General features: G+C 36.2%; 21 protein-coding genes. 14 read left to right on the top strand and 7 right to left on the bottom strand.

Going from position 1 to position 25,751, the window contains the following annotated elements; all coding sequences use genetic code 11:
* Positions 1–105: 105 nt before the first annotated feature.
* Complete coding sequence (carB, locus tag AC5RDS_RS03245) at positions 106–3,321, bottom strand: carbamoyl-phosphate synthase (glutamine-hydrolyzing) large subunit (RefSeq protein ID WP_046403261.1); 3,216 nt, start codon at positions 3,319–3,321, stop codon at positions 106–108.
* A 37-nt stretch (positions 3,322–3,358) separates the two neighbouring features.
* Complete coding sequence (carA, locus tag AC5RDS_RS03240) at positions 3,359–4,441, bottom strand: glutamine-hydrolyzing carbamoyl-phosphate synthase small subunit (RefSeq protein WP_013612915.1); 1,083 nt, start codon at positions 4,439–4,441, stop codon at positions 3,359–3,361.
* A 189-nt stretch (positions 4,442–4,630) separates the two neighbouring features.
* Between carA and argR the strand changes: the two genes are divergently transcribed.
* From argR to uvrC, 14 genes are all read left to right on the top strand, one after another.
* Positions 4,631–5,110 carry an arginine repressor gene (gene argR / locus AC5RDS_RS03235; RefSeq protein ID WP_013612914.1) on the top strand — a complete coding sequence of 160 codons (480 nt, stop codon included), beginning with the start codon at positions 4,631–4,633 and terminating at the stop codon, positions 5,108–5,110.
* A gap of 251 nt (positions 5,111–5,361) precedes the next feature.
* Positions 5,362–6,201: a pantoate--beta-alanine ligase gene (panC, locus tag AC5RDS_RS03230; protein ID WP_013612913.1), complete on the top strand. Its 840-nt coding sequence runs from the start codon at positions 5,362–5,364 to the stop codon at positions 6,199–6,201.
* Between the two features lie 27 nt (positions 6,202–6,228).
* Positions 6,229–6,579 (top strand): aspartate 1-decarboxylase, encoded by a 351-nt coding sequence (panD, locus tag AC5RDS_RS03225; protein ID WP_013612912.1) that lies wholly within the window; start codon positions 6,229–6,231, stop codon positions 6,577–6,579.
* A gap of 34 nt (positions 6,580–6,613) precedes the next feature.
* Positions 6,614–7,099 carry a D-glycero-beta-D-manno-heptose 1-phosphate adenylyltransferase gene (gene rfaE2 / locus AC5RDS_RS03220; protein WP_494222204.1) on the top strand — a complete coding sequence of 162 codons (486 nt, stop codon included), beginning with the start codon at positions 6,614–6,616 and terminating at the stop codon, positions 7,097–7,099.
* A gap of 588 nt (positions 7,100–7,687) precedes the next feature.
* Entirely contained in the window at positions 7,688–8,122 is a 435-nt protein-coding gene (gene dut, locus AC5RDS_RS03215; RefSeq protein ID WP_013612910.1) for a dUTP diphosphatase, read from the top strand.
* A 25-nt stretch (positions 8,123–8,147) separates the two neighbouring features.
* On the top strand, positions 8,148–9,872 hold the full coding sequence (locus tag AC5RDS_RS03210; RefSeq protein ID WP_046404402.1) for a tetratricopeptide repeat protein: 1,725 nt from the start codon (positions 8,148–8,150) through the stop codon (positions 9,870–9,872).
* 20 nt (positions 9,873–9,892) lie between these two features.
* On the top strand, positions 9,893–10,750 hold the full coding sequence (lolB1, locus tag AC5RDS_RS03205; protein ID WP_494222208.1) for a lipoprotein insertase outer membrane protein LolB1: 858 nt from the start codon (positions 9,893–9,895) through the stop codon (positions 10,748–10,750).
* A gap of 3 nt (positions 10,751–10,753) precedes the next feature.
* Positions 10,754–11,947 carry a murein hydrolase activator EnvC family protein gene (locus AC5RDS_RS03200; protein WP_013612907.1) on the top strand — a complete coding sequence of 398 codons (1,194 nt, stop codon included), beginning with the start codon at positions 10,754–10,756 and terminating at the stop codon, positions 11,945–11,947.
* A 626-nt stretch (positions 11,948–12,573) separates the two neighbouring features.
* Positions 12,574–15,267, top strand: a complete 2,694-nt coding sequence (locus AC5RDS_RS03195; RefSeq protein ID WP_286728156.1) for a coiled-coil domain-containing protein — start codon at positions 12,574–12,576, stop codon at positions 15,265–15,267.
* A complete protein-coding gene (locus tag AC5RDS_RS03190) occupies positions 15,260–15,658 on the top strand; it encodes an ATP-binding protein (RefSeq protein WP_013612905.1) in 399 nt (132 codons plus the stop codon). Before AC5RDS_RS03195 ends, AC5RDS_RS03190 begins: the two co-directional genes overlap by 8 nt.
* A gap of 74 nt (positions 15,659–15,732) precedes the next feature.
* Positions 15,733–16,164, top strand: coding sequence for an rRNA maturation RNase YbeY (ybeY, locus tag AC5RDS_RS03185; RefSeq protein WP_087382079.1), 432 nt, complete (start codon positions 15,733–15,735; stop codon positions 16,162–16,164).
* A 1-nt stretch (position 16,165) separates the two neighbouring features.
* Positions 16,166–18,049: a tRNA uridine-5-carboxymethylaminomethyl(34) synthesis enzyme MnmG gene (mnmG, locus tag AC5RDS_RS03180; protein WP_013612903.1), complete on the top strand. Its 1,884-nt coding sequence runs from the start codon at positions 16,166–16,168 to the stop codon at positions 18,047–18,049.
* A 91-nt stretch (positions 18,050–18,140) separates the two neighbouring features.
* A complete protein-coding gene (ade, locus tag AC5RDS_RS03175; protein ID WP_013612902.1) occupies positions 18,141–19,769 on the top strand; it encodes an adenine deaminase in 1,629 nt (542 codons plus the stop codon).
* A gap of 7 nt (positions 19,770–19,776) precedes the next feature.
* Positions 19,777–21,582, top strand: coding sequence for an excinuclease ABC subunit UvrC (gene uvrC / locus AC5RDS_RS03170; protein WP_013612901.1), 1,806 nt, complete (start codon positions 19,777–19,779; stop codon positions 21,580–21,582).
* 189 nt (positions 21,583–21,771) lie between these two features.
* On the opposite strand, the gene AC5RDS_RS03165 is transcribed toward uvrC, so the two are convergent.
* The 5 genes from AC5RDS_RS03165 to AC5RDS_RS03145 form a co-directional block, all read right to left on the bottom strand.
* Positions 21,772–23,427: a S41 family peptidase gene (locus tag AC5RDS_RS03165; RefSeq protein ID WP_013612900.1), complete on the bottom strand. Its 1,656-nt coding sequence runs from the start codon at positions 23,425–23,427 to the stop codon at positions 21,772–21,774.
* Between the two features lie 125 nt (positions 23,428–23,552).
* Positions 23,553–23,783: a membrane protein insertion efficiency factor YidD gene (gene yidD / locus AC5RDS_RS03160; protein WP_013612899.1), complete on the bottom strand. Its 231-nt coding sequence runs from the start codon at positions 23,781–23,783 to the stop codon at positions 23,553–23,555.
* Positions 23,784–23,801: 18 nt separating this feature from the next.
* Complete coding sequence (gene rnpA / locus AC5RDS_RS03155) at positions 23,802–24,185, bottom strand: ribonuclease P protein component (RefSeq protein WP_022160858.1); 384 nt, start codon at positions 24,183–24,185, stop codon at positions 23,802–23,804.
* A 74-nt stretch (positions 24,186–24,259) separates the two neighbouring features.
* Positions 24,260–25,021 (bottom strand): uroporphyrinogen-III synthase, encoded by a 762-nt coding sequence (locus tag AC5RDS_RS03150; RefSeq protein ID WP_013612897.1) that lies wholly within the window; start codon positions 25,019–25,021, stop codon positions 24,260–24,262.
* 31 nt (positions 25,022–25,052) lie between these two features.
* A complete protein-coding gene (locus AC5RDS_RS03145) occupies positions 25,053–25,712 on the bottom strand; it encodes a DUF4271 domain-containing protein (protein WP_022160855.1) in 660 nt (219 codons plus the stop codon).
* Positions 25,713–25,751 lie beyond the last annotated feature (39 nt).

The following is a 25,751-nucleotide window of genomic DNA, read 5'->3' as shown; positions in this document are numbered from 1 at the left end:
ATGGTTGAAATAAACCAATACAAAGCGAAGGATCTCCTTTGGCCCTCTGCCATCCGAAAATTCTTCGCCACGATCGGGATAGAAGTCCCGATACCCTTTACAACATTATTTGTATTCGTCCCAGCTTTTGATCGCTATATCTTGCCGGTCGACTTTACAGATGGCATAAATGAAAGCACTGGCCAGACGAGCATTGGTAATCAGAGGGATATTATAATCCACGGCAGCCCGGCGGATTTTATAACCGTTATCCAATTCCCGTTTTGTATGATTCTTCGGAATGTTAATCACCATATCTATTTTTTTATTCCGCAGGTAGTCCATAATATTCGGTTCTTTCTCTTCGTCGGGCCAATGAAGGATGGTGACACGAATACCGTTTTCCTCAAAGAACTTAGCCGTACCTGCTGTTGCAAAAATATGATATCCTTTGGCAATGAGCATTTTTGTAGAATTGAGTAATTCCACTTTTGAACGGCTGGGGCCCGAAGAAATCAGAATATTCTTTTCAGGAATCCGGTTACCTACAGAAATCATACTCTTTAAGATAGCTTCGTAATAGTTTTCACCGATACATCCCACCTCTCCGGTAGACGACATATCCACTCCTAACACCGGATCGGCCTTTAACAAACGGGCAAACGAAAATTGAGAAGCTTTGACTCCGACATAATCCAAATCGAAAACCGATTTATTCAATTCGGCTACATGTTCACCCAACATAATCCGGGTTGCCATTTCGATAAAGTTATATTTCAAAACTTTCGATACGAACGGAAAACTCCGCGAAGCACGCAGGTTACATTCGATCACTTTGATATCGTTGTCTTTGGCCAGGAATTGCATATTGAAAGGCCCGGAAATATTCAGTTCTTTCGCAATAGCACGGGCAATCCTTTTAATCCGCCGCATGGTTTCCACGTATAGTTTTTGTGCCGGAAAGACAATCGTAGCATCTCCGGAATGTACGCCGGCAAACTCTACGTGTTCACTAATGGCATAGGCTTTTATTTCTCCATGCTGAGCTACGGCGTCTATCTCTACTTCTTTAGCCTGTTCGATAAATTCGGTCACCACAACCGGATGATCTTTAGATACTTCAGCAGCTAGTTCGAGAAAATGAACCAATTCTTCCCTATTGGATACAACATTCATTGCAGCTCCCGAAAGGACATATGAAGGACGAATCAACAAAGGAAATCCGACCTCATCGACAAACGTATAAATATCCTCCAGACTGGTCAATTCTTTCCAGCGGGGTTGATCGATACCCAAGTGATCACACATCGTAGAAAATTTCTGACGGTCTTCGGCCCGGTCGATGGATTCTGCCGATGTACCTAAAATATTGACATGCTGACCGTTCAGACGCATCGCCAGGTTATTCGGAATTTGTCCACCGGTAGAAACAATCACTCCCCTCGGTTCTTCCAGCTCTACAATATCCATCACACGCTCGAAAGACAATTCGTCGAAATAAAGACGATCGCAGGTATCGTAATCCGTACTCACCGTCTCCGGATTATAATTAATCATCACAGAACGGTATCCCATCTTATTGATCGTATTCAAAGCACTGACCCCACACCAGTCGAATTCTACGCTACTACCGATCCGATAGGCACCGGAACCCAGTACAATGACCGACCGGCCGTCATGTTCATACTGAATATCGTTTTCCGTCCCATTATAGGTCACATACAGGTAATTGGTCATTGCCGGATATTCTCCGGCCAACGTATCTATCTGTTTAACACAAGGTAAAATTCCCAATCCTTTCCGATATTCACGCACTTCCAGCATTTTTTGATGAGCAGTCAGCCGATCGTCTTTGATTGTCAGACGTCCGATCTGAAAATCTGAAAATCCCATTTGTTTTGCTTTCCGAAGCAGAACAGAACTCACTCCTGTAATGGTCGAATATTTATTCAGCTCATTTTTCAGATAATGGATATTTTGTAACCTCTCCAAAAACCATTTATCGATACGTGTCATCTCATGTATTTTATCCACATCGTATCCTCTGTCGAAAGCTTCGGCGATAGCAAAAACCCGTTTATCCGTGGGATTCACCAATTCTTCATCGATATCCGGAATTTCAATCTTATTTCCGGCAAATCCGTGCATACCTTGTCCCACCATCCGGAGTCCTTTTTGTATCGCTTCTTCAAAAGTACGTCCGATAGCCATAATTTCTCCGACGCTCTTCATAGAGGATCCGATCAGCTTGGACACTCCTTCGAACTTATTCAAATCCCAGCGCGGAATTTTACAAACGACATAATCCAAAGCCGGTTCGAAACAAGCGGTAGTCACTTTTGTAACAGAATTTTTAATCTCATGTAAACCGTATCCCAATCCTAATTTGGCAGCTACGAAAGCCAGGGGATAACCCGTCGCTTTCGAAGCCAAAGCACTGGAACGGGACAAACGGGCATTCACCTCGATCACCCGGTAATCTTCAGAGTTCGGATCCAGGGTATACTGAACATTACATTCTCCGACAATTCCGATGTGACGAATAATCTTGATAGCGATAGCCCGAAGTTTATGATATTCACTGTTACTCAAAGTCTGAGAAGGAGCCACTACGATACTTTCACCGGTATGAATTCCCAGTGGATCGAAATTTTCCATATTGCATACGGTGATACAGTTATCGTACTGATCACGGACAACTTCATATTCTACTTCTTTCCAACCTTTCAAAGATTCTTCGATCAACACCTGAGGCGAATAAGAGAAAGCACTGGCAGCCAATTTACGAAGTTCTTCTTCATCGGAACAAAAGCCTGAACCCAAACCTCCTAAGGTGTAGGCAGCACGTACAATTATCGGAAAACCGAGTTCTTTCGAAGCAGCGATGGCTTCTTCCATGCTATTGGCAGCAATACTACGAGGAGTTTTTACATCTATTTCGCGTAATTTATTGGCAAAAATCTCCCGGTCCTCCGTATCGATAATCGCCTGCACAGGAGTACCCAATACCTGCACATCATATTTTTCAAGGATGCCTTTCTGATACAATTCGACACCACAATTCAATGCAGTCTGCCCCCCGAAAGAAAGCAAAATACCATCAGGCCGTTCTTTTTTGATGACTTCTTCTACATATTCAGGAGTAACCGGTAAATAATAAATTTTATCGGCCACCCCTTCCGAAGTCTGCACAGTAGCAATATTCGGATTAATCAGCACACTGTATTTTCCCTCTTCACGGATGGCTTTCAAAGCCTGGGATCCAGAATAGTCGAATTCACCGGCTTGACCGATTTTCAATGCTCCCGAACCCAATAATAATATTTTATTTATTTCCTTCATGTCGATTTTAATCTTAGCTGGTTTTACCTGAAATGTTTTACTTATTACCTTTTTCCATGTTCTCGATAAACTTATCGAACAGATATTCTGTATCTACAGGCCCGCTGGAAGCTTCGGGATGGAACTGGGCCGAGAAAAAAGGTTTGGTTTTGTGGCGTATCCCCTCGTTAGTACCGTCATTGACATTCACAAAAAGAGGTTCCCAATCTATCGGTAATGTTTTATCATCGATAGCAAATCCATGATTTTGTGAAGTAATATAACAACGGTTGCTTCCGGGCTGCATCACCGGTTGATTATGACTGCGGTGACCGTATTTTAATTTATAAGTCACAGCACCGGCAGCTCTTGCCATCAACTGATTGCCTAAACAAATCCCCATAATCGGTCTATCACCGGTCAAAATTTTTTTAATATGCTTGATGGTTATATCACATTTAGCAGGGTCACCGGGACCGTTGGACAAAAAATATCCGTCACACTCTTCCTGAGTAAAATCATAATCCCAGGGAACCCGTTTAATGGTCACATCCCGTTTCAAAAGACAACGAATAATGTTATACTTCACCCCACAATCCACTAAGATCACTTTATATTTTCCGTGTCCGTACTCCACAACTTCCTTTGTAGAAACTTCGGCTACAATGTTATGTTCATTGGGATCATAAAAGGGAATCGAAATATTATCGAATTCTATTCTTCCCAACATAGCTCCATGTTCACGCAATTTCTTTGTCAATGCCCGCGTATCTATACCAAAAAGTCCCGGTACCTGTTGTTCTTTCAACCACTGTCCGAGACTTTTTTGCGAATTCCAATGACTATATGCAAATGAATAATCGGAAATGATAATCGCTGTACAATGAATTTTATCCGATTCGAAAAATTTTGAAACCCCGTTTTCCTCATCATCCACCGGAACTCCGTAATTGCCGATCATAGGATAGGTAGGAACCAAAATCTGACCTTTGTAGGAGGGATCCGTCAAACTTTCCGGATAACCGGTCATCGCCGTGTAGAACACTACTTCACCGGAAACCGACTTCTCATATCCGAATGAAGTTCCTTCATAAACAGTTCCGTCCTGCAGAACTAAACGCGCTTTCTTTAAATTTTGCATATCTATTTAAATGAACTAATTTATCAAACGTCCAAATTGGCGCAAAGGTAAAAAAACTTTCATATCACTACAAGAATATTTATGCATTTTTTATGCATTTATATTCACATATTCAAAATCGATATCATTTCAAATTCTGAATTTAATCTCTATCTTTGCCTTATGACCATTATTTAACGATATCATTTTATGAGAAATAAAACCAAAAGACTTTTAACTATACGCAAACTGATCGAATCGGAACTCATTTCTTCACAAGAAGAATTATTGTTCCGTTTGAAAGAAATGAACGTCGAAGCTACCCAAAGCACTTTATCCCGGGACTTGAAATTTATGAAAGTTGCCAAAATCCCGCATAAAGAAAAAGGGTATATTTATGTAATTCCTGAAAGTATTCAAAATGAACAACGGGAAGAAAAAGTTTCGGCTATTATCACCGACACCATACTAAGTATCGATTTTTCGGGCAATATGGCTGTTATCAAAACTTTGCCCGGATATGCCAATGCAGTAACCGTCCTCATAGACAGTGAAAATTACTTTGAAATTCTGGGAACTATTGCAGGAGACGATACTATTTTTATCGTTATGCGCGAAGGAGTCAGCCGAAGCGAATTAATCGAAGCATTGACTTCCGTCCATCCGGCTATCCATACCTTATATAAATAAATATTTTCTGAATAAAAAGTTCCATAAACCCTGTCCGAAGGACATCTCTATACTTTTATAAACTTTATAAACTCTATAGTATGCTGTACAATCGAATGTTTTATCCGTTTTAACTCTCAATACATTAGATAAGTCCGGAAATAACAGATTTCTTTTTTTCCTTAAACCTTAATAAAATAATTTAAGCTAGTTCATTTCCTAATTATAAAAATAGTTCGTAAACTTGCATCCCGTATTTTTAACGAAGTATCATGCAAGTTTTAAACACTAAAAATGAACTAATTAGCCTTCTGGAAAATCTCCGTAAAGAAGGGAAAAAAATCGGATTTGTTCCCACAATGGGAGCTTTACATGAAGGACATTTATCCCTCGTAAAAGAAAGTAAACACAATAGTGATATCACTGTAGTCAGTATATTTGTCAACCCAACACAATTCAATGATCAGGAAGATCTGAAAAGATATCCCCGAACACTGGACAAAGATATCGAATTACTGAAAACAGTAGATTGTGATATCGCATTCGCACCTTCTGTTGAAGAAATTTATCCGGAACCGGATACCCGAAAATTCGATTTCGGATATATAGAAACAGTGATGGAAGGAGCGAAAAGACCGGGTCACTTCAATGGAGTAGGTCAGGTAGTGAGTCGTTTATTCGATATTGTTCAACCCGATAAAGCATTCTTCGGAATGAAAGATTTCCAGCAAATCGCTATTATCAAAAATATGGTGAAACAATTAAAATACAACATCGAAATCATTCCGTGTCCGATTATCCGGGAAGAAAATGGACTAGCCAAAAGTTCACGTAACACATTGCTCGATGAAGAATACAAAAAAAATGCTCCTCACATATACGCTACTTTAAAAAAAGCTCGTAACTTAGCTTCACAAATGAATGTCAGTGAATTGAAAAAATGGATTGCTGACGAAATCAACAATAATCCATACCTGGAAACAGAGTATGTCGAAATTGTCGACGATACCACTCTAAAAGTTGTGGAAAACTGGTCAGAAGAAGGAACTAAAGTAGCTTGTGTAGCTGTATATGCCGGAAAAATCCGACTGATAGATAACATTGTATTCTAATTTTAAATCCATTTTAAAATTATCATCATGTTTATAGAAGTAGTCAAATCTAAAATCCACAAAGCAACCGTCACTGAAGCTAACCTTCAATATGTAGGTAGCATAACGATCGATGTAGCTTTAATGGAAGCCGCTAATATTATCGAGAATGAAAAAGTTCAGATCGTCAATGTAAACAACGGAGAAAGATTAGAAACTTATGTCATTAAAGGCGAAAGAAACTCAGGTGTCGTATGTCTGAACGGCCCGGCGGCCCGGAAATGTGCAGTAGGAGATGTGGTCATCATTATTTCCTATGCATCGATGGACTTCGAAGAAGCTAAAAAACATACGCCAACCTTGGTATTTCCGGACACCAATACCAATCGATTGATATGATCTGGGAATAAATCCCAGATTAAAATAACTGTAAATGAATTACTTATCATTCATAGAAAATAAAATTGTCAGAGAAAAAGAAACTCTGATCCATACTTTGAGTCAATGGAGATTTAAAGAAGAAAAAATTGTTTTCACGAATGGTTGTTTCGATATTCTGCACCGGGGACATATCGAATATCTCGCCCAAGCTGCCGGTCTTGGCCAAAAATTAGTTATAGGACTGAATACCGATGCGTCGGTCAAAAGATTAAAAGGTGAAAAACGTCCTGTCAATAACCAGGAAGCCCGGGCTCTTTTACTTGCTTCACTTCTTTTTACAGACAAAATTATTTTCTTCGACGAAGATACTCCTTTGGAACTGATCCGGTTCATACAACCCGATATTTTAGTAAAAGGAAGTGATTATAAACCCGAAGAAATTGTAGGCTACGACATTGTAAAAGCAAAAGGAGGGGAAATTATAACAATAGATCTCACTCCCGGTTTTTCTACCACTTCTATTCTGCAAAAGCTATAATTGATCAGCGTAATTATATTTTCTGATCGAATCAATTCCCGGAGATTGTTGCTTAGAAAAATATTGTTGAAAAGTTATTAATCAGCTGTTGAAAACTGCTTAAAGAAACTCATATCTTTATTTGGATATCTCGTTTTCGACTCTTATTCGATATTTCACCCGAATAACCAAGAAAAGAATTCATTTTTATCTCAAAACATTTATACAAATTACTAACAGTTTTCCACAGTTTAAAATCTATTTTTTTTTCTGTGAAATAGGTTACTGACAACTGTTAATAACTCATATAAGTTATTGAATAAAAACATATTATATTACAATATCATGTTAGAAACACAGTTTCAATTTTTAAGAACGATAAAATCAAATAAATCGATCAACATTTTTGAAGATAACTAACAGTCTATTATAATCATCATTTTTTTTATAAAAAATAAAAATATAATAATGAATATATGATTGTTGAAAAACGTCTTTGTGTAACTTTGCAAAACACTTTATTCAAATTTTTATGGAAAGCTATTTCCTTTGAAAAATAAAAAGTAGTAAGTTTGAAGATTGTATTAAAATAGGAATAATCTAAGATAAATGGAAATCAAAATTGTAAATCGTTCAAAACATCCGCTACCTGAATATAAAACAAAAGCTTCGGCTGGTATGGATATTAGGGCTAATCTGGAAGAAATCGTCACGTTGAAACCTTTGGAAAGAAAATTGATCCCAACAGGTTTATTTATCGAATTACCCGAGGGATATGAAGCACAAATCCGTCCCCGTAGCGGGTTGGCTTTAAATGAAGGTTTAGGACTATTGAACAGTCCGGGAACTTTAGATGCCGATTATCGTGGTGAACTAGGAGTTATCGTGGTGAATCTCTCTAATAATATGATAACGATCGAAGACGGAGAAAGAATTTGTCAGATGGTCATTAACAAGGTAGAACAAGCCGAATGGATAGAAGTAAATGAACTATCGGACAGCGAACGGGGAGACGGAGGATTCGGTCATACAGGAAAAAAATAATTATAAAATTAAAGAATAGAAAAATATGGTAAGATGGATTGCTTTCATACTTTTTTTTCTTTTTATTTTACCTGCTTTTGCCGATAAAAAAAAGAAAACGGAGAACATACAGGAGCTAGATGAGAAAACCAGATTAGAATTTGACTATTCTTTTATGGAAGGGGTCAGGAGTAAAATTACCGGGGATTATCAGGCTGCTATCGGATGGTTCGATAATTGCCTTAAAATTCTTCCTTCCAGTTCAGTTGCAAAATATGAAATAGCCGGTATTTTGACTGCAGGTGAAGATTATAACGGTGCTTTGCAGTTAGCTCGTGAGGCTGTGGCCGGAAATCCGGATAATATGTGGTATAAAATATTGTTAGCCAATATTTTGCAAAAGAAAGCGATGATCGAAGAGGCTTGTAATGTATATGCCGATATCATTGCTAAATATCCGAATAAAGAAGAATTTTATTTGATCGAAGCGGAGTTATATATCTCTGTCGAGAAATGGCAGAAAGCGATCGAGGTATTCGACCGTTATGAACAACAGAACGGCATAACCGAACCTGTATCTATCGAAAAAATTAAGTTGTATACTAAACTCGATGATGTTAAGAAAGCATCCAACGAATTATTAAAGTTGATTCGGAAGTTCCCGGATAAGAGCGAATACCTTAGTTTATTAGCCGAACTTTATTTCAATTATAATCAGGATAAAAAAGGATTACAAATTCTGGATCGTATATTGAAGGCCGAGCCTGATAACGGTTTTGTTCATTTCTATTTGGCTGATTATTATCGGAGTAAGAAAGAATTGAAAGAAGCCGATAGACATACGAAAGAAGCTTTGGTCAGTGATAAAATCGAGAATGGATATAAAATACAATATATTCTGAAGTTGATTCTGAATCCTGATACGACATTGACAAGCGATAGTCAGTTGGATAATTATATGAATCTATTGATGCAAAAATATAGCGACGATTTGTCGGTAAGGGCTTTACATTCGGATTTTCTGAAAAAAGATCATAAATTGGCTGAAGCACGGAATGAATTGGAGTATATTCTTTCGAAGGACAAAAATAATTATTTGATTTGGGAAGAATTGCTGCTGATGTGTAACGAGATGGGAGATACTACTTGTATGTATCGGCATGGAATAGAAGCTATAAAGTATTTTCCGGAACAACCTTTACCCTATGCTTTATCGGGAATCGCTCTGATGATGCAAAAACAATTCGCCGAAGCTTTGCCTTTGTTCGAAAAAGGCGTTGAGTTGACAGACGATAAGCCCGAATTAAGATCCCAGTTTTATTCTTATTTAGCTGATTGTTATTACAATTTGGATAGCGTGGAGAGGGCATTCAAGATGTTCGACGAAGTATTGAAAATTAATCCGAACGATATATTGGTATTGAATAATTATGCTTATTATCTCTCTTTGCGGAATGAAAGACTGGCTTTAGCGGAAAAAATGAGTTCACAGGCTGTCGCTATGGAGTCCGATAATGCAACTTACCTGGATACTTATGCCTGGGTGTTGTATAAACGGGGAGAATATTCTCAAGCCAGGTATTATATTAAATTAGCTATAGAAAAGGATAAGGATCCTTCCGGTGTGCTTTATGAACATTATGGTGATATCCTGTATCGGAGTGGAGAACACCAGGAAGCTTTGAAGATGTGGAAAAAAGCAGCTGAAATGGGAGGTGGGGTTTCGGAAGAATTGAATGATAAGATACAATCCGGTAAATTATCCGATTAAAAGACGATGAATTGAATGAAATGAGACTGGGTGGACATATATTTTTGTTGATAATCGTAGTTGTTTCAATAGTGTCTTGCCGTTCTGCTAAACAGATAGCGGTAAAAAAGAATATTCCTTCTATAACGGAAGGCCGGCTATTGAAAAATATCGAAAATAATGAATTGGAATATTCTACTTTGTTTGCTAAAAAGATGGATATTTCCTATAAAGACGGGAAAGGATCCAATAGTTTAAAGGCTTCTCTGAAAATTAAGCGGGATAGTTTTATTCAGGCTAATGTTACAGCACCATTAGGAATCGAAGTAGCGCGTATTTTATTGACTAAAGACAGTATCAAATTTGTAGACACTTATCATAAGAAGTTCTTTGTAGCCGATTATGATTATTTTTATGATAAGTTCGATGTCCGGGTAAGTTTCGATTGTGTCGAGAAGATCATCACGAATGCTTTTTTTGATTTTCAGGATTGTGCAGGTTTAGGTAAGGAAAAGAAATATAAATTGGATAAGACAGAATTGGGATATGAACTTTCTACTGTAGAAGAAAGGGCAATTAGCCGTAAGATCAAAAAATTCTATAAGAAAAAACGAAAGAATAAAGATTTTATGCTGGTTTTGCAGCGGATTTTAATAGATCCTGAGTATTTCCGGCCTGTAAAAGTATCTGTAGAAGATCTGGATGAAGATATGTCTGTGAGTGTGAATTATGGAGCATTTAAACAGTTTTCGGAAAAGAATTTTCCGGAAAAGATTGTCTTCCAATTAGCGGTTGGAAATAATAAAACCAGTCTGGAATTAAAATTTTTGAAAATAGATTTCGACGTACCTTTGGAACCGAATTTTAAAATTTCTCCTAAATTTAAAAGAATAGAATAATTCATGATCTACAAGTTTTTAGGTATATTGTTAGTTTTGTTTTTTTCGCTTGAGATAAATGTCTCAGCTCAATCGATCAGTGATATTAAAAAACAAAAAGCTAAGACTGAAAAGGAGATCGCTTATTTAAATTCATTGTTGAAGGAAGCCGAAAAGAACAAGTCTGTTTCTACTCAGAAATTGAATATTTTAAGGCAGAAGATTCAACAGAGTAAAAAACTATTAAGTTCTTTAAATCAGGAAGTAGGACTTATTCAGAATAATATTTCTGCCAATGAGCAGCGTATTAAAGAACTGGAAGAGAACAAGAAGTCGATGCTCGATCTTTATGCGAAATTGGTGTATGGTAGCTGGAAAAAACGGAATAAAACAGATAAATTGATGTTTATTTTTTCTTCAGCAGATTTTAATCAGGCTTATAATCGGTTTAAATACTTTCAACAGATTCAGGAATATTCTAAACGTCAATTACATATGATTCAGGCGGTAAACGATTCTTTGGATGTTAAAAACAAAGAATTGAAGGATTTGTTTGCACAAAAGAATACTGCTTTGAATGAAATCGGTGTACAGAGTAAAGAATTAGAATCCGAACAATTGAAAGAAAATCAATATATTGCTCAGATTCAGAAAAAAGAGAAAGATTTTCGGAAAAAATTGCAAGCCGAAATGCAAAAACGTCAGAGGTTGGCTAAACAGTTGGATAAATTGATAGCCAATCAAATCAAGAAATCCGGTAGCACTACTTCGACTTATAAACTGACTCCTGAAGAACAATTGGTATCGAACGATTTTGCTAAAAATAAGGGAAAGTTACCCTGGCCGGTGACTGAAGGATTCATTTCTGAGAAATTCGGTGTATTTAATCATTCGATACATAAATTGGTTGAAGTAGCCAGTCGGGGGATTGGAATTACAACTTCAAAAAATGCTGAAGTGCGTTCCGTTTTTCAAGGAGTGGTTAGTGTGGCTATGTATATGAATGATATCGACAGTTATGTAGTTATTATACGTCATGGAAGTTATTTTACTGTCTATATTAATTTGCAGGAGGTAAAAGTAAATCAAGGAGATGTTGTTAAAACAAAGCAGGTGATCGGAAAAGTTGCTCATGACGAAGAAAAAGGGAGTGTTTTGAATTTTGAAGTTTTTAAGGATACAGAGAAATTGAATCCGGAGCTTTGGTTAGCTAAATAATTGTGATGGAATCTGTGTATGAGAATCTGAAGAATCATTTTAGAAGGAAATTGTCCTGTTTCAGATTAGAGTTATTAGGATTTGATCTGTTGAAGGGTGTAGCGGTTGTGCTTTTTACTTTTTTACTTTTTTTATTCTTCTATGCCGTACTTCTTTCTTTTTTCAGACTTTCACCCGATTTTAAATATGTTCTTTATCTGATTTTATTTTTACTCTTAGGAGTAGAGTTTTTCTTTTTTATCCTTTTACCGTTCATTCGGTTTTTCTTGTCTTTTCGATTATCCAGGGATATTCTTATAAAACAAATCTCGTCTGTTATACCCCGTCAGGTCGACGATATTTTTATATCTGTGTATAATTTGGCTTTTCGGGATAAATTGGTTATCGGACAAACAGTATTAAAACAAGCGGCTTTTAATCAAAAATATCGACAGCTGACTGCATCCCGTTTTTTTTTGTCTTTTCCCAGAATATTGTATCTTAAATTATCGGTTATTGTTGTTTTTCTTTTTGTTCTTCTTTTCTTTACCGGTTTTGAATGGTATGATTATTATTCGGATTTAAAAGATTACAGACAGGTTTCGGGTCCTTCGAATGAGGTAGGTTTTCACATTTTAAATCGAAGTTTGGAAGTAGAATATGGTAAGACCTTTCAGGTGCAATTGAGTCTTTCTATTCCCGATGCAACTGTAAAACCTGTTTTTATTTGTTATGGCGGAGGAGAATTTTTAATGACTTCCGTTGATTCAATTTTTACGTATGATTTCGAACTGGTTAATAATGATTTGAAATTTTATTTTAAAACGCAGGATCAAACTAGCGATTCTTATCTTTTGAGGGTGTTGCCGACTCCTTCTATCGACGGTTATCGAGTGGTAGCTATTCCTCCTGCTTATACAGGAAAGGAGCCCGAAATTTTAACCAATACAGTCGATTTGCAAGTGTTGTACGGTTCGGTTTTACAATTTGAATTGACCTATTCTAATTTGGATTCTTTATTTTTTGAAGATAAAGAACAAAGTATTTCTATTCCTTTGAAGTCGGTATCTAAGACCGATTTTTCCAGACAGATAAAAGCTTCGGGAGAATATATATTGTCCGGTAGTAATGCTTATTTTTCTCATCGTCAATTGTTGAATTTCAATATTATATGCATTTCTGATTTATACCCTGGAATTCAAATTACGGAGATTCAGGATTCTTTGAAAAATTCTCTTCATTATTTTTATGGGGTGATTACCGATGATTATGGATTTTCAGATCTATGCTTCAATTATTCCCTGGGAACAGACAGGACTGTCGTTGTACCGGTATCTTTTATGAAGAATTTGAATACACAGGAATTTTATTTTAGTTTTGATTTTGCTGAATTTGCCGGTACCGATAAAACGGAAATAAATTATTATTTTGAGGTTTTTGATAACGATAATCTCTCCGGTCCGAAGAGTACCCGTTCTTCCCGGCTGATTTACCGGATTCCTGATTTGAATACTATTTTTGATTATAACCGGGAAGTTAGTCAATCGGTCAACAATGATCTGAAGAAAGCTGAGAAAATAGCAGGTGAAATTGTTACCGGTATCCAGGATTTACGGGAAAAATTATTGGATAATACGACTGATGATTGGGAAAAGCAACAGTTGTCGAAGGAGGTTGTCCGGAAAAAAGAGCAGTTGGATCGATTATTGGAAGCTGTAAAAGAAAATAATCAGAAGAAATCGGATTTGAATCGAAGTTTTACTGTTCAGGACAGTTTATTGATCGATAAGCAAAAGAAGATTCAGGATTTACTGGACCGTTTGATGGATAGTGAAATAAAACAGTTGTTGGATGAATTTTCAAAGCTTTCCGAAGAATTTTCGAAAGATAAATTTAAAAATTTGGACGAAAGAATGGAATTTACTTTCGATCAGGTCAGTGAAGAATTGGATCGGAATATTGAATTGTTGAAACGGTTTCAAATCGAAGAGAGGCATGATTTGATTTCTAAACAAATCGATCGATTGAAATCGGATCAGGCCCGTTTAGAGCGTTTACTGGAAAACAAATCGTTCGATCGGGATTCTGCTTATTCCCGGAACAAAAGCATATTGAATGATTTGAGAGCGATAGAAAATAATTATGAAGAGTTGATTACAGAGAATTCAACCTTGTCAGAACCTTTCGATTTGAAAGATTTTAAGACCGATTTCGATCGATTGTCTTGGAAAATGCAGCAACAAAGGCAAAATATATCCGGGAATAAGAAAGATAAAAAGTTGTCAGAAGAGATTGAAGATGATCTTTTCGAACTTTCAAAAAGAATGAAACAACAACAAGAACGAAATTTTGTTAATAAATCCTTGCCTCAGAATGATATTGAATTGATAATTCAAAATATTTTAATAATTTCGCTATCACAGGAAGAATTGTTACAGCAATTTTCTGATGTACAAGCTCAAAGTTTGAAATATAATGAGTTAGGCCGTATTCAGGATTTAAAAAGACAGGAATATAAGATAATAAAAGATAGTTTATCTGTCTTGGCTAAGTCGAATTTGATGCTAGCTTCTCTTTTGGACCGAAAGTTTTATGATCTTGAAGTAAAATTCGGATTATTACCGGGTTACATTCAGGACAATAGACGCAGCGATTTATTAAGGGAGCAGCATTATATTATTAATTATTTGAATGATATTGCTTTATCTTTGACCGATGCATTACAAAAAGCTAAGGAAGAAGTAAATCGATCCGGTAAACGACGAGGAGAAAAAAATTCCGATAAAAAAAGACAAAGAAATTCATCAGGTGATAGTGGATATCCTAAAATGAAGCAATTTCAACGTAATCTGAAGAAGCAATTGGAAGATTTAGTTTCTCAAATGAAAAATGGTGAAAAAGGTAAACCTTTACATCAAAGAATCAGTAATATGATCAGAGAGAACGAACTCTTCAGAAAGAGTTTGAATGAATTTATTTCAGAAGCTGGTTCGATGTCAAGCAGAGAAAAACAATTATTGAATGAGATCAACCAATTGATCGATCAAAATATTAGAGATATGGCTAATTATTCGGTTTCCGGTCAATTAATTAATCGGAATAACTTAATTTATAATAAATTATTAATGTCAGAAAAAGCATCAAAAGAGAAAGAGGATTTTGAAGATAAACGTAAATCTGAATCGGCCACTCAGACTCGGTTTCATCGGCCTGAGCAGATGTTTGAATTTCAAAAGAAATCGGCTTTCATTAAAACGGATATTCAAAAGTCTGATTTGAAGTTAAATACTTATTTTAAATCAATGTACAACCATTACTATATAAAGCTTGGGAATGAATAAATTATCAATTTCAATTTCGTCAGAAATCAGTAATATTGTCAAAGTTGAGAATTTTGTAGAAACTTTTACTGATTATTTTGCTTTACCGTCTGTATTGTATGGTAAGATCAGCTTATCGGTTATCGAAGCGGTTAATAATGCTATTTTATCCGGAAATAAACGCCAACCGGATAAAATGGTGAGTTTAGTAGCTGAGAAAACAGATAAACAATTTAAGGTGACAGTCAGTGATGAAGGAGAGGGGTTCGATTATGAAGTTATACCGGATCCGACTTTACCGGATAATATCAATAAAATAACCGGTCGTGGGCTATATCTGATGAAAACTTTGTCCGATGAGTTAATATTTGAAAACGGAGGTTCTACGGTGACTTTGGTTTTTAATTTGTAGTGAATGTGTGTGTCAGCGTTTTTATTTTGTGGGAAAGATTTCCTGGGTTATAATAACGTTTTTAAGCTATTTCAATGAAAGAAATTTTGTTTTATAGAGAAGGAAAAGCAGACTATCCTTCTTTTTTTTCTGATAAGCTGATATGTAAATGGATCGAGGTGATTGCCGGACATTATAATAAATCGGTAGGTGCTATCAATTTTATTTTTTGTGACGATGATTATATACTTGCTGTAAATCGTCAATATTTGAAACACGATTATTATACTGATGTTATTACTTTCGACTATTGCGAAGGAGATGTACTTTCGGGCGATGTATTCATTAGTTTGGATACAGTGAAATCGAATTCCGAAATGTTTTCTACTTTTTTTGAAAATGAGTTCTGTAGGGTGATTTGTCATTCAGTTCTTCATTTAATCGGATTTAAAGATAAAACGGATGTCGATAGTAAGGAAATGCGTAAAAATGAAAATATTTGCTTAGATCTTCTTAAAACGCTTTAAAATGGCAAATCTTTTACCGGATTATGATGTAATTGTTGTCGGCGCCGGACATGCGGGTTGTGAAGCTGCCTGTGCAGCAGCTCATTTAGGATCTCATACCTTATTGATCACCCTGGATATGAATAAGATAGCTCAGATGTCTTGTAATCCAGCGATAGGAGGTATTGCTAAAGGTCAGATAGTGAGAGAAATAGATGCTTTGGGAGGTTTGACCGGTATAGTGACTGATCAGAGCTCGATTCAATTCAGAATGCTGAATCGTTCGAAAGGTCCTGCTATGTGGAGTCCTCGTTCACAATGCGACCGGATGAAATTTTCTGCTAATTGGAGGTATCAGCTCGAGCATACGGATGGTTTGGATATGTGGCAGGATGATGTAGTAGAGTTGGTAGTGAAAGATGGGCAGGTTTACGGGGTTAAGACAGCCTTGGGGGTCGTTTTTAATGCGAAACGGGTGATTTTAACCAACGGAACTTTTTTAAACGGCCTAATGCATATAGGTCGGGTAAGTTTCGAAGGAGGCCGTATTTCCGAGCCGGCTTCTCACGGTTTAACAGCTCAATTGTGTAGCTTGGGATTCGAAACGGGGCGGATGAAGACCGGTACTCCTGTCCGTATAGACGGAAAAAGTATCGATTTTTCTAAATTGACCGAACAAGGCGGGGATAATGATTTTCATTGTTTTTCTTATTTGCATTATGATTATAGGAATACTCTGATCCAAAGGCCTTGTTATATGGCTTATACTAACGAAGCTGTACATCATGCTTTGAGGCAGGGGTTTACCGATAGTCCTTTATTCAACGGCACTATACAGAGCGTTGGTCCTCGTTATTGTCCCAGCATAGAGACTAAATTGAATACTTTTGCCGATAGGACCAGTCATCATTTATTTTTGGAACCGGAGGGAGAAACTACTACAGAGTTTTATTTAAACGGTTTTTCTTCTTCATTGCCCTGGGATGTACAATTGACCGGTTTGCGTTTGATTGAAGGTTTCGAGAATGTAAGAATTTTCCGGCCGGGTTATGCGATAGAATATGATTATTTTCCTCCTACACAGCTTTATCATACTTTAGAGACTAAATTGATTCAAGGACTTTATTTTGCCGGTCAGATCAATGGAACGACAGGTTATGAGGAAGCAGCAGCACAAGGATTGATGGCCGGGATCAATGCCCATTTATCTTTACATTCTTCAGTTGAATTTGTATTGAATCGGGATGAAGCATATATTGGGGTACTCATAGACGATTTAGTGACGAAAGGAGTGGATGAACCTTATCGTATGTTTACTTCCCGGGCAGAATATCGTATTTTATTGAGACAAGATGATGCGGATATGCGTTTGACACCTAAGGGATTTCAGATTGGTTTAGTTACTAATAATAGACATAAGATATATTTGGATAAAATAGAGAAGAGAGATTTGTTAATTGATTTTATTAAGAATTTTAGTGTTAAACCTGATGAAATCAATTCTTTTCTACTTTCATTGAATACAGCACCTATCCGACAAGGAATGAAGTTGGTGGATATTCTTAGTCGTCCTCAAGTGGGATTATTGGCTTTGATCGATGTTTTACCTTCGTTGAATAATTTTATCGGGGAATTTGTTTTGCGTGATGAAATCATTGAAGCTGCTGAAATTTCTATAAAATATTCGGGATATATCGAGCGGGAACGAATGTTAGCCGATAAATTATCCCGTTTAGAGAATCTAGTCATTGCTGGAAAATTTAATTACGAAGAACTCACGAATTTGTCTATTGAAGCTCGTCAAAAATTGTCAAAGATTCAACCTAGAACAATAGGTCAGGCTTCTCGTATAAGTGGTGTGTCGCCAGCTGATATTAATGTTCTTTTGATATTGATGGGACGGTAAAGAGGCGAATGTTTCACGTGGAACATAAAAAAGGTGCGAAGGGTGAAATATGTGTTTTATAAAATATTTTTATAAAAGAATTTTTGAACCGATGAAAAAAATTGAAGGTAATATTATTGATATCTATAATAACCGGATTTTTCCCGGAACAATTTGTATAGACCATGGAATAATTACCGATATTTTAGAAAATTCCAATTCTTATCAAAATTTCATAGCGCCTGGTTTTATAGATGCTCATGTACATATTGAAAGTTCGATGCTGGTGCCTGAAGAATTTTCAAAACTGGCTATTTCGAAAGGGACAGTAGCCGTTATTAATGATCCTCATGAAATAGCCAATGTTTTAGGAATAGAAGGTATTCGGTTTATGATAGAAAATAGTTGGAAAGCACCCATCAAAATTTTCTTTTCAGTGCCTTCTTGTGTTCCCGCTACTTCTTTTGATTATTCAGGAGCTGAAATAAATTCTGATCATATCGAGGAATTATTACAAAACTATTCGTTTGTTTCTCTATCGGAAATGATGAATATATCCGGAGTATTACAAAAAGATGCTGAAGTATGGCGTAAATTGAAATTAGCTGAAAAATATAATATACCGATCGATGGGCATGCTCCGGGGATAATAGGGGAAGTTTTGAAACAATATGTAAGTGCAGGCATTTCTACTGATCATGAATCTGTATCTTTATCCGAAGCTTTGGAAAAAATTTCTTTAGGAATGAAAATTCTAATTCGGGAAGGAAGTGCAGCTAAAAATTACGAGGCTTTAAAATCCTTGATAAATAGTCATCCTTATTCTTTGATGTTTTGTACAGATGATTCTCATCCCGGAGATTTGATTCATTGCGGGCACATCGATAAGATAGTTCGAAGAGCTATTGCTGATGGTTTCGATTTATTTCAGGTTTTGAGAATAGCTTCTCTTCATCCTATACAACATTATCACTTACCGGTAGGTACACTTCGGATAGGAGATCCTGCTGATTTTTGTATATTTGAAGACTTAAAATCATTTTCAGTATCGGAAGTTTACATACAGGGTGAACTTAAATATTCTAGTTCTTGGTCTATGCCGGATATTAAAGCTGAAGTTTCTGATTTTTCGAATTTGAATCAATTCAATCGGAAATTACTCCAGCTTTCCGATTTGAGAAAACCCATAACATCCGATATCGTTTCTATCAAGGTGTATGATGGGGAATTAATTACAGATAAAGTAATTTTTTCAAATCATGATTCATTCGATAATTTTGAATCTGATTTGGATAGAGATATACTCAAGATTATTTATCTGAATCGTTATGAGAATAAACCTCCTCAGATTGCTTTTATACATGGAATAGGTCTGAAAAAAGGTGCTTTTGCAAGTAGTATATCGCATGATTCCCATAATATCATTGCAGTAGGATGTAATGATCAGGATTTATTGATTGCTCTTAATTCTATTATTTCAGCAAAAGGAGGACTTTCAGTGGCATCTGAGGGAGAAGTTGACATTTTATCTTTACCTATTGCCGGTATTATGACTGATGAAAATGGTGAAAAGGTAGCTATGATTTGGAATAAATTAATTCAAATTTTGCATCATAATGGGTGTATACTCGATTCACCTTTTATGACTCTTTCTTTTATGGCTCTGATTGTGATACCTGAATTGAAAATAGGTGAAAGAGGATTGTTCGAATATAGTAAATTTAAGTTTTTAGCAGATTGAATTTGTTATGGCTTTATATGATGACCATTTGAAAAAAAAGATTAGTGAATTACCTTCTTCACCTGGAGTATATCAATATTTCGATTCTTCTGGAGTAATTATATATATTGGAAAGGCTAAAAATTTAAAAAATAGGGTATTATCTTATTTAAATCAAAGTAATCAGTCAAATAAAACCCGGATTTTGGTCAATAAAATCACGGATTTACGGTATATTGTTGTAAATAGTGAGCAAGATGCATTACTTTTAGAAAATAATCTGATCAAAAAATATAAGCCGCGTTATAATATTTTATTGAAAGACGATAAATCTTATCCCTGGATTTGTATTAAGAAAGAACCTTATCCCCGGGTGTTTCTTACCCGCCGTTTTGTACACGACGGATCGGAATATTTCGGTCCTTATACTTCGGGAAAATTTGCCCATGTACTGATTTCTTTAATTAAATCTTTATTCAAATTACGGACTTGTAAGCTTGCATTAAATACGAAGGCTGTCTATAACAACCGTTTTAAAGTTTGTTTGGAATATCATATCGGTAATTGTCTCGGGCCTTGTATTGGTAAAATACAGGAAGAAGAATACGATGAATTTATCAGCCAGGTGAGGAATATTTTGAAAGGTAATTTGTCTTCTGTCATTCAGGTTATGACCAGGAAGATGAATTCGTATGCGGAATCACTGCATTTTGAGGAGGCCAATCGAATGAAAGAAGCACTTGAAGCCATTAAAAATTATCAATCTAAATCGACTATTGTCCGTACTACGATTCACGATACAGATGTTTTTTCTTATTTGGAAGATGAGAAATATGCTTATGTTAATTTTTTGAGAATTGTTCATGGTGCTGTTATACAAGTACATACAGTTGAATTAGAAAAGAAGATCGAAGAAGATAAGGAAGCTTTGCTTGCTTTCGCTATCTATGAGATCCGCCAATTGGTGAATAGTAATTCGAAAGAAATTATTGTTCCTTTTTATCCGGATGTTCAATTGGAAGGAGTGCAATATGTGATACCTCAACGAGGTGACAAGAAACAATTATTGGATTTGTCCGAAAGAAATGTATCCTATTTTAGATTGGATAGAGAACGGCAGAGGAATCTAAAGAAAGAAGATTCGAGTTTTAATATATTGAAAACCATTAAGTTAGAACTAAAACTGCCTACATTACCACATCGTATGGAGTGTTTCGATAATTCGAATATTCAAGGGACTAATCCGGTGGCTTCCTGTGTAGTTTTTATCGATGGTAAACCGGCTAAAAAAGAATATCGAAAGTTCCACGTGAAAACAGTCGTCGGGGCGGACGATTTTGCTTCTATGGAAGAAATTATTTTCCGGAGATATAAAAGAGTATTGGATGAAGGTCTGGAATTACCGGATCTGATCGTGATCGATGGAGGAAAAGGACAGTTACATTCGGCTGTAAATAGTTTGAAAAAATTAGATCTATATGGGAAAGTACCGATTTTAGGATTGGCAAAACAAATGGAAGAAATTTATTTTCCTGAAGATAAGGATCCTTATCTGTTGGCTAAAAATTCGATGGCTTTAAAAACGTTGATGCATATCCGGGACGAAGCCCATCGATTTGGTATTACATTTCATCGTAAATTGAGAGAAAAATCACAGATTAACAGTATATTAGGTGATATTAAGGGTATCGGAGAAGCAACTGAAACTATATTATTGCATGAGTTTAAGTCAGTTAGTAATATCAAACAAAAGTCTATTGAAGAACTGGCTAAGGTGATCGGGAAGAAGAAAGCACAACTTATTCATGAGTATTTTCATCAAGAAACCGAATAATAAGAGTTTATCCGAAAGAGTGCCGAGGTAAATCAGCTGCTTTAAAGCTTAATATGTATTGTTTTAATACTGATTGGCGAATCTGTAGTTCCGATCGTAAATATAAGTTGTAAACTTTAGATTCGCCAATCGGTCTTTAAGGCAGTCACAAAAAATAGAAAAATTTTCTATAAACAGCCTTTTATTTAGTTATTTGACAGGTTTCAGGGTATTTCGATATACTTCTTTATCGTTTAATACTTCAACCGCTTTAGCTACTTCTTGATCATGCTGGACTTTATATTCTATTACCCCTTGCAGATAATAGTAACGTTGAATGAATTGTTCTGTTAAAAACGAAGTGATCTCATCTTTAAAGAGGTCCATATCGCGGTCGATAGAATGGGTGAAATCATTTTCCAAAGCGGCAATTTGTTCTTTGGCGGTGTCATAATACTTTTCGGCTTTGGCTGCTTCGATCAATTTATTCAATATCTGTTGTGATTCGGTTTCATAACTGAATTTCTTTTCTTTCAGATAGGTTTTGAATTCGTTGTATATTTCATCTGTAATTTTAAATTCATTGATAGGGGCAATATTGGGGTGCCGAAGGGCATAACTATTGATAAAATCAAATGTTAGATCTTGTAAAACAAGTTCTTGAGTGATTCTTGCATAATCTTCCGGAGTAATTTTAATATCCGGACTGATTCCGCCACCGTCATACACTTTTCTTCCGGATTGGGTTTTAAATTCTGAAATCAAAGAATCGGGCACTTTTCCGACACTTCCGTCAGGGTTCCGGTGGGAATAATCCAAGGCCTGAATACATCTTCCGCTAGGAATATAATATTTTGCGGTGGTAACTTTTAATTTCGTATTGTAGGCCAGATCGCGGACTGTTTGAACCAATCCCTTTCCGTAGGAACGTTCGCCTATTAGAACAGCTCTATCGAGATCCTGAAGAGCACCCGATACGATTTCAGAGGCCGATGCTGAACCCCGGTCGATCAATACTACTAAAGGCATATCGGGTACGATGGGATTATTTTTGGCTGTATATTCTTTATCCCATTGTTTTACTTTCCCTTTGGTGTCGACTATTTTGGAATTTTTCGGAACGAAGAAATTCACTATTTCAACGGCTTGATCCAGAAGACCTCCTGAATTTCCTCTTAGGTCCAGAATTAAAGAAGAGGCTCCTTTGTTCTTTAGTGAGATAATTGCCGAACGGACATCTGCAGCAGATTTATCGGTAAAACTGGTTAGATAGATATATCCGGTCGTATCGTTAACCATACCGGAATAAGGGACGCTCGGTAGTTGGATTTTTTCTCGTATAGCTTTCTTTTCTAGTGGTTTAGTCTCAAATTCACGCTGAACTTTTATGGTGATTTCTTTTCCCGGTTGTCCTTTTAATAAAGTACTTACCTCTTCCGTATTTTTACCTTTCACCGAAATTCCGTCGATAGCCAGGATGATATCTCCGGGAAGTAATCCGGCTTTATCTGCAGGAGAATCTTTATAAGGCTCCCGGATAATGACCTGATCTCCTTTTTTACTGATGACGGAACCGATACCGGCATATTCTCCGGTAGTCATCAGTTTTACATCTTCCATTTCGGATTCCGGATAATAAACAGTATATGGATCCAAAGATTTTAACATGGCTTTTATTCCTGTAGTGACCAGGTCACCGGGATTGACTTCATCGACATAAAACATATTTACGTCTCTGAACAGAGTGGCATAAATATTCAGCTGCTTACTGATTTCAAAGCTTTTATCATCGTTTCTCAGTGCGGTCAATCCGAGAGTGATCGAGATGAATGCTATGCCAACAAGTAGAATTCTTTTTGTTTTCATTTATATTTTAAATTTTTGTTTGTGATACAACACCTGATTTTTAATTAACGAAAATACGATATATAATTGATAATTGAAAATGGTAAATTGAAAATTAGCAAATCCTTAAGATGGATTGTTATTTTTTAAGGCACAGGATCATAGCCGCTGCCTCCCCAGGGATGACAGCGGAGTAGTCTTTTTATAGCCAGCCATAATCCCTTAAAAGGTCCGTGTTTTCGGATAGCTTCGATCGCATACTGGGAGCAAGTGGGTACAAAACGGCAGGTGGGTGGCTTTAAAGGGGAGATACAGTATTGATAAAACCGAATCGGTAAAAGTAATAAGTGACTGATTATGCATTTAATAAGTGTCATACGATCGTTTTACCGGGATCAGGAAACAGAGGATAGTAAAGATGGAATCTTCTTCAGTACACTTTTTATGGCCTTTTCGGTTTTAGAAAAAACCGGAAGATTCTGATCGAGGTAGATAAATAGAATATCTACTGTATGTCCGGGGATTATATGCTGATAGAATTCGGGTTTGTTTAAACGGTAAGCTTCACGGGTCAGCCGTTTTACCCGGTTACGTTTAACAGCCCTTTTAAATTTCTTTTTACTCACGCTGATCGCTATCCTGGCAGGATATTCTCCGGGTATAGACGAATCTTTGAGTACGACCCGGAACGGGTATTTTACAAAGCTGATCTCAGAAGTCAATAGTTCTTCGAAAAGAATTTTACTACATAGACGTTCGGCTTTGCTGAGTGAGTACATAAATGCAGGTTGGTAACTTATAGGGAAGCTAATCACAAAAAGTCAAACTTTTTGTGATTAGCTTCATTTTTGAATTATTTTGTTTTGTTTTCTTTGTTATAACGCTTTATAAACTCTTCGATAGCCATTGTCATGGAAGGACATTGGGGTGTCGGAGCTTTTATATCCAGCCGTAATCCTGCTTCTTCGACTGCAACTGCAGTTGCAGGTCCGAAAGCTGCTATAACTGTGGTATCCTGAACGAAGTCCGGGAAATTCTGGAATAAAGATTTTATACCGGATGGGGTATAAAAAGCTATGATATCGTATTCTTTCAAATTTTTGATATCGCTCAGATCGCTGGAAACCGTTTTATAAAGAATAGCTTTCGTGTATTTCAGATTCAACTGATCCAGTAATCCGGGAATATTTTCTTTGTGGATATCGGAAAGAGGTACAAGAAAATTTTCTGTTTTATGTTTCAGTAAAATTTTAGTCATATCATCCACTTTCTTATCCCCATAGAAAATTTTTCTTTTACGGTAGACGATGTATTTTTGTAAATAAAAAGCCGTTGCTTCCGAAATACAAAAATATTTCATCGTGTCCGGTACCGTTATTCTTAACTCTCCGCAGATTCTGAAAAAGTGATCTATAGCTGTACGGCTGGTAAAAATAATAGCAGTGTGATCAAGAATATTGATCCGTTCCTGTCTGAATTCTTTAGCTGTAACTCCTTCAACCTTAATAAAAGGACGAAATTCCAGTTTTAAACCGTATTTTTCCGCTAGTTCAGAATAGGGAGATTTTTCTGTAGTTGGTTGCGGTTGCGATACGAGTATCTTTTTTATCTTCAAAGCAGTAAAGTTTTAAATTAATACCCTGATGTTATTCTACCATCTTGTAAAGCACAAGAAGTGGCATGATTTCGAGGGCACAAAGGTACAAAATCATATACAAAATTGAAACCCTATGCGTGATTAATATTTCAATCCATCTTATAATTTTAACAATCATAAGTAAAATTGCACCGAATATAACTATCTTTAATAGAGGAATAACAGCAAAAGATTTCACGAAAAAGATTGCAATTACAAAAGGTGAAATCAAAAGTCCTGACAAAATATTGTAAGTCCATAAATTTACGATGACTTCGTCGGCCATATTTTTAGCGTTAAAAGTCCATCCGAATAACCGGACAATCAAGAGAAGAAGAAAATGATAAAGAAATAAGCCGATGAAAAGATATAATGTAAATAAATTGATAAAACTTCCTTCGATGATATAGACGATACCGATAGAAATGATGGAGAAGGACAAACATAAGGATAGAATATAACAGATCAGATTGGAAGATATTCCTTCATTCAAAATAATTTCAGCTTTCTTCCTTTTCAATAATGTATTCAATAGATTGTAAAACAGATCTTTACCTCTTAATCTTACAAATGCAAAAATAATCAGGAAACCGACTGTGAATAGTACGTTTCCGAACAGATCTTTATTGTGTTCCAACTGTGTCGAAGGTAAAAATCGACCAGCAGGCATATAGATTTCAAATGTGTCTGTTTCAGTTTGATGTAATGG

This window comes from Odoribacter sp., from assembly GCF_985060555.1.
Note: the sequence above shows the minus strand (reverse complement) of the source record. Positions and strands in the feature narration are given on the sequence as shown.